The sequence below is a fragment of the Dactylosporangium sp. NPDC051087 genome, from assembly GCF_055586325.1.
The window spans coordinates 1-6,239 of record NZ_JBVJIJ010000080.1 but is presented as its reverse complement, the minus strand read 5'-3'; the positions used below and the strand labels follow the sequence as shown (position 1 = coordinate 6,239).

At 67.1% G+C, this 6,239-nt stretch carries 6 protein-coding genes; 5 read left to right on the top strand and 1 reads right to left on the bottom strand.

Annotated features, from left to right (window positions below):
* Window positions 1–78 precede the first annotated feature (78 nt).
* From ACZ6TV_RS55065 to ACZ6TV_RS55050, 4 genes are all read left to right on the top strand, one after another.
* Window positions 79–591 carry a cytochrome c oxidase assembly protein gene (locus ACZ6TV_RS55065; RefSeq protein WP_465309742.1) on the top strand — a complete coding sequence of 171 codons (513 nt, stop codon included), beginning with the start codon at window positions 79–81 and terminating at the stop codon, window positions 589–591.
* A gap of 509 nt (window positions 592–1,100) precedes the next feature.
* Window positions 1,101–1,388, top strand: coding sequence for a hypothetical protein (locus tag ACZ6TV_RS55060; RefSeq protein WP_465309740.1), 288 nt, complete (start codon window positions 1,101–1,103; stop codon window positions 1,386–1,388).
* Window positions 1,389–2,012: 624 nt separating this feature from the next.
* Complete coding sequence (locus ACZ6TV_RS55055; RefSeq protein ID WP_465309738.1) at window positions 2,013–2,309, top strand: DUF1540 domain-containing protein; 297 nt, start codon at window positions 2,013–2,015, stop codon at window positions 2,307–2,309.
* A gap of 279 nt (window positions 2,310–2,588) precedes the next feature.
* Window positions 2,589–3,200 carry a DUF2470 domain-containing protein gene (locus ACZ6TV_RS55050; protein ID WP_465309736.1) on the top strand — a complete coding sequence of 204 codons (612 nt, stop codon included), beginning with the start codon at window positions 2,589–2,591 and terminating at the stop codon, window positions 3,198–3,200.
* A gap of 447 nt (window positions 3,201–3,647) precedes the next feature.
* Here the strand turns inward: ACZ6TV_RS55050 and ACZ6TV_RS55045 are convergent, their stop codons facing one another.
* Window positions 3,648–5,108, bottom strand: a complete 1,461-nt coding sequence (locus ACZ6TV_RS55045; protein WP_465309734.1) for a sulfatase family protein — start codon at window positions 5,106–5,108, stop codon at window positions 3,648–3,650.
* 496 nt (window positions 5,109–5,604) lie between these two features.
* On the opposite strand from ACZ6TV_RS55045, the gene ACZ6TV_RS55040 reads away from it, so the two are divergent.
* Entirely contained in the window at window positions 5,605–6,204 is a 600-nt protein-coding gene (locus ACZ6TV_RS55040) for a hypothetical protein (protein WP_465309732.1), read from the top strand.
* The last annotated feature ends 35 nt before the right edge of the window (window positions 6,205–6,239 follow it).

Below are 6,239 nucleotides of genomic sequence, written 5' to 3'. Positions count from 1 at the left end.
CCTAGAGAAACGCTCTCCAGGCGGTCCTACCCATGTCCAACCAGGTCAGGACCAGAATTCGGCTCTCCAGGCCAGCGAATTACGTCGAACCCGGGCGGTCCGGCCCGCGCGTTTACCCATCCGGCGACCGCTGCGGCCCTGAACGTCGGTGGCCTGTGGCTGCTGTACGACACCGGCCTGTATCGGCTGATGGACACCCGCCCATGGCTGCATCTGGCCGTGCACGCCCACATCGCCGCAGCCGGATACCTGCTCACCGCCGCCGTCATCGGTGTCGACCCGGCACCCCACCGCCCAACCCGCCGGACCCGCGCCGTCGTGATCGTGGCGTTCCTGGCCGCACACGACATACTCGCCAAATACCTCTACGCCCATCCACCGGTCGGCGTGCCGACCGACCGGGCGCGGACCGGCGCCCAGGTCATGTACTACGGCGGTGACCTGCTCGACCTGGCCCTCATCACGGTGTTCTGCTGGCAGTGGTACCGCGCTGCTGCACCCCGCGCCCGCCCGCGACCGGTGCCGCCGGCCACCCGGTCTGCCCCCGACACCACACGACTACACCTGCCCAGCCGGTCTGCACGGACGTGACCCGCGGCGGCAGAGCTCTGCGCCGACGTCGTCCCGCCGGCGAGGAGCCGACCCGCGCGGCGCACCGGAATATCCTCGGCCCGCTAGGCAGTGATACCGCCCCCAGCGCTGACACCGCCCCAAGGCTGGGTCTTGGTAGTGGCCGCCGCCGCGACTCGCCGGCACGCTGCCCGGATCGGTACACCGCCACCATCGGATCGTCATTGCCCCCGACAGGTGCTCCGCACGCGTACGCGGCAACGGAAACGGCAAAATACCCGGCCCCAGAGCGGGGCTTCACCGCGACCGCGCAGCCGATCTCGATAGCTGGCAGGAGTTGGGTCAGCGCCTCGGCACCCACACGGCATCTCAAGGTGTCGCCGAGCCGCCTTTACTGGTATCGCTCGCCGAGTGGATGCTGCCGGGCGCGCTGACTGGTGGCGGCTACGCACGCCGGCGTGGCGTGACCCGTGTTGCCCTCACGCGCGGCGGCAGCCACCGCGTTCGCAGCCGAGGTGTTGCGGCGCGCAATGGAACGCCCGTACTGCACGTTCCTCACGGGGTTCGCCAAGGAAGACTTTCACGTCGACTGGCAGAACGATGCCGTCACCTATCCACAAGGGACGATCAGCCCGCTGTGGAAGCCGATGGTCGCGGACGATAAGCCGCGACTGTTCGGTACTGTCTCGGCGAGCGGACTGCCGTGCCTGCACGTTTCGGCAGCAGCGCGCGGAATGTTGATGGCCAAGGTCGGCACCTGCTGTTGGTGCCCGAACCGCTGCAGGAGATCCAGCTCTAGAACCGAGCACGGTAGCTGACTCCCCGAGTGGAGACGCCGCTACGTCTCCGCACAGGATGCGAGGCGAGGCCACTGTCGCGGAGCCTGCCCATGTACATGGTTCACGCCGATGCTGATACCGCAGACTCGCGAAGACGCACGTCGCACCCGTTCTCACCCCCGGCGGCACCAACATCATGCGACTCGCCCAACAGCTGCCAGTCGTCGCGTCGACGACCTGGGCCGTCTTCACCGCTCTTCTGCGCCACAACCGACGACGAACCCCCAGATCACCAACGGCATTCGGAACTTGTGCCAGGGCCCGGTTGAACCTCAGCAGTCAGGGTGACCTTCGATGGGCAGCCAAGGGCCAAGCTCGCCGCGAGTGCATGCCGCAAACCACTCCCTCCAGTATGCCATAAAAAAGCATACTTACCTTTCTAGGGCGGAAACAAAAGGAAGCCTTACCTTCATGTCTAGACGTCATCGGCGAAAATCTCGGGCATTCCTCAGTCATCGCCTCAGGTGCTCCCAGCAGGCAATTCTCACCCGGGGTCGCTCGCATATCACCGTGGCGGAAGGTGCCGCCGGGCGTTTTTCCGGTTATTGTTGGCCGTGATCACACCTTGGTGGATCGAAGGTGAGAGACAGTGAGGGAGGAATTATGAAGACCCTGTTAGCTATGCCCGCCGTGCGTGAGTGCACCGCCGTCACATGCAGCTTCAACGACGGTGGGTGTCATGCGCCCGCCGTGACCGTCGCGGCGGCCGGACGGGACGCTTCCTGCGCGACATTTGTCGAGTCGTCGGTACAGGGGGGTATTGCGGACGTTACTGGCAGCGTCGGTGCGTGCGCCCGCACTGATTGTGCTCACAATACCAACCTGGCCTGTACCGCGCCGTCTGTCCAGGTCGGTCCTGGCGCCACGGCTAGCGACTGCCTGACCTACCGGCCGGCCTGACATCGCGCTGAGGTAGCCGACGGCCGGTCCCTGGCGCGACGCAGCGGCTTGAGTAAGGTAAGCCTTACCTACTATGGTGGGTTACCCAAGACGACTGCGGCATGAGGGGCCGGTATGGCAAGCGAATCCAGGCCGACGTCGGCACTCGTCGACGCCGGTCCGTCACCCGATGCGGTCGAGGTTCGGTCGGCCTTCACCGCATGTACCTCGCTTCGGTTGGAGGCGGGCGGTGGCGGTGCCGACCTCATCGACGGGCATGCCGTTCTCTCGGACGGCGCCGTGGTCGTCGCTGTCGACGCAATGACCTCCCTCGGCGGGCTGCTGGTCGCCAGCCGCGGCAAACGCGGCGCCGTCCAGCTCCACCTCACCCGCTTGGTGCCGATACCGGTCCGCGCCCGGGTGCGGACCCGAGTGGTCGTGACCGGTACGGTCCGCCGCTTCGACCCCGCCCTCCTCTCCTCCAGCGGCGATGACGGCACCGCCATGGCCCTTCTCGGCCTGCCGCCGGTCGCCCTGTGGACGATCGAGCCCGACCGAGTGCACCTCGACCGGCATGAGGCCGCCGCCGTAGTGCCGGTCGCGGCCTACCGTGCCGCCCGCCCGGACCCGCTCGCTGTGCTCGAGGCGGAACTCCTGATAAGTCTCGCCCGGCACCAGGGCACTCTCATGCACCGATTCGGTGCGCTGACCGACCCGGCCCTGACCGCCGCCGGGGCCCGGCTGGTCCCCATCGCCGTAGCCGCTGACGGGCTAACCCTGCGTGCCGAAACCACACACCGGCACCACGACATCCACGTGCCGTTCCGCGCCCGGGTCACCGACGAGGCCACGTTCGACCGGGAACTCCGGCGACTCCTGGTGCTGGGCGTCGACGCCGGCCAGGCCTGGTAGGGCAGAGACGAGGCCCGGCGTGAGGGCGACAACCGTCCACCCGGGTCTGCGAGCAGGCCGTGGTCCCGGCACCACCCGCCGCCTCGCCCATCCCAGTGCCGGCTGACTCACAGAGACAACTGCAGGAGAGGCCTCGCCCTACACGCAAGACGGAATCAGGAGCAGATCACCCGCCCGACGTTGCAGCACTGGAGTGCCGGGCGTGCCCGGTACAGCGCCAATGCCACCAGCACCAGGGGCATCCCGCCGACCGCGATCCGGTCCGCCGTCACGGCCCCGCCACACCCCCGACAACACAACCCGCCGAACAGTGTGGGCTGTGGCAGGAGTCGCGGCGGGTCAGAGCCTCCAGGCGTTGTCTGGACTGGGCGGGGTCGGCGGTGCGGAGGAATCCTGTCCGGTGCCTGGGACGGAAGCCGTGTCACGGCCCCCGTCCCAGGATCTGTTTCAGCTGACGTGTCCGGCGGTCCAGCAGGACGCGTTGGTGTGGCAGTTCTTCAGGGCGTCGACGTCAGCGTGCAGGCTTGTCTTGCGGGCGGGGGTGAGCCCTGCATAGGTGTTGCGCAGCTGGTGCGGGTCGGTGGCACGGTCGTAGTACTCGTGTTCGCCGTTGTCGTATTCGATGTAGGTGTAGGTCGCCGTGCGCAGCGCCTCGTAGGTGGTCGGCATGCCGTTGCGGGCATCCTGCGCGTCGGGGTCGTCGGCGCTGGTGCCCGGGCCGTGATGCTCGATGAGCGAGCCGGTGCGCCACGGTGCGGTCTGCCCGCCGGTGAGCAGCGTGAAGAGGCTGCGGCCGTTGACGTCGCCGGCGACGGGCGCGCCGCCGATGCGTTGGAACGTGGGGGCCAGGTCGATGTTCTGCACGATCTGCGGGCGGCTCGTGCCGGCGGGGACGCTGGGGCCGGCGATCACCAGCGGCACCACGATGTCGTGGTCGAACGCGGTTTGCTTGCCTTCCACAAGGCGGTGCTCGCCCATGTGGAACCCATTGTCGGAGCTGAAGACGACAAAGGTGTTGCCGGCGACGCCGGAGGCGGTGAGCTGCTGGCGCAGACCGGCGATCATCCGGTCGACGGCCTGGACGGACTGGGCGCGCTTGCGGAAGTCGGTGTCGATCTTCGTGATCTCGGCGGTGGTGAGCGGGCCGTTGCCGGCCAGCCAGGTCGGCGCGTTCGTTGGCAGGGTGTTCCAGGCGGGCGTGCGTGGCGCGGTCAGGCCGGGGAACTTGTCGAGGTCCTGGCGAGCGGGCGTGAACGGGCCGTGCGGCGCGAACGTGGAGATCTCGAGCAGGAACGGCTTCTGCGCCGCTGCGGCGCGCTGGATGAACGACCTGCCTTTGGCGCCGACGACGTCGGTGAGGTAGTCGGCGTCGGTGTTGCCGTAGTGGACCAGGGTGCCGTTCTCGTTGAGGTTGTAGTTGTACTCGTTGTATGCGTCGCCCGCGCCGTACCACTCGGTCCAGCCGGGCGGCGTGTACAGGTCCCGGGGGAGGTACCCGTTGAGGTACTTGCCCATGAAGGCGGTCGTGTACCCCTGCGCCTGCAGGGCGGTGGCGAAGGTGTGTGACTCGTTGCCGCGGTTGCGGAACACGTTGAAGCCGCCGTCGGAGCCGCCGTTGGTGAAGACTCCGGTGTCGTGCGGGAACTTCCCCGTGAAGATCGACGAGCGCGACGGGCAGCACAGCGAGTCGGTGACGGTGTAGTTGGTGAATGTCGTACCGTCGGTCTGTAGGCGCTGCACCTGGGGCATGTACTGCACCAGGTTCCAGGCCAGGTCGTCGACGAGGACGAACACGATGTTGGGTGGCGTGGCGGCGGCCACAGCCGAGGCGGACGGAGTGGCGGGGCCGACGAACGCGGCCGCAGTGGCGAGGGCGGCGGCGGCCAATACGGCTGGCAATCTTCGCATCCATCCACTATGGACGATGGTGAAGATCCAAAGTGGAACGCTCTGTTCGGATTCTGTAAATTCTATCGGCAAAGTAGGATTTTGTCGGCGTCGTCCGACAAAAAACATCTGCCATGACCTGCGGTTTCATCAGTCCTACCGTCGGGGGTGATGGTGCAGGTCATCGTCGACCAGCGCGGCCTCGGTCGGCTCGAACAGGGCGTCCGCAAGGCGGGTCGGGCAGGCGGGGAACTCTGCAATGTCGGCTGTGCCTGCCGCGTGCCGGACAGCGGGCCGGCCGGGGATGGTGCCGCTCTGTCCACGGGGTCGAGGTGCTCAGTTCGGCATTCATGGAACAGCGGGCCATGCTAGCGCTGCGTGCCGGTACGGTGACAGACATGTGTGACAACTCTCGATATGGATACGGTCGGGAAGTCGACCGTTGTGGTCGCGGCGGGGCCCTAACGGCGAGGCCGTCCGCAGACCCCTACCGGCTACGACGCTGGATGGTAGGGCCATGATGAACCCCTCGGTGCCACAGCACCGCTCCTACCAGGTCTGGGCAAGTGTGCTCATCTTGCTGAGTGCGGCCATGGGCATCGCTGCCGCGGTAGTCGCCGCCCCTGTGATCAGATCGATCAACGATCAGTTCGAGCCCAACTATCCCGGCTATGGGCCACCGCCCACGGGGCCGATGACGCTCGGTGTGGCTATCACCCTCATCGTGAGCGTGCTCATGATCGCCTTTGGCGTGTGGCAGTACTTCGTGGACTCGCGCACCGAGTCAGAGGCGGCCGTGACTGTCGCCTGGGTGCTGTTCTGGATCGTGGTGTGCACCGCCTTCTTCACACCGGGGTGGTTCACCGGCGCCGTCTTCTACGCGGACCCTGGCGGCTCCGGCATGTTCAGATGGTTCTTCTTCGTCAAGCTGATCCCTAACTGGCTTCCGACCACCGCACTCAACCTGGCCCTCGGTAAGGTGGTCACGTTCCTCGTCGCGGTGTTGGTGCTGGCGTGGCCACGCTCACGACCCGCCGCCCCGGCTGCACCACCCGGTCCTCTAGAGACCTTTCGGGGTCAGGGTTTGGGTGGGGATAGGCCGGTGGCGGTGAGGTAGCTGTCGAAGAGGCCGTGGCGGTATTGCATGCGTTT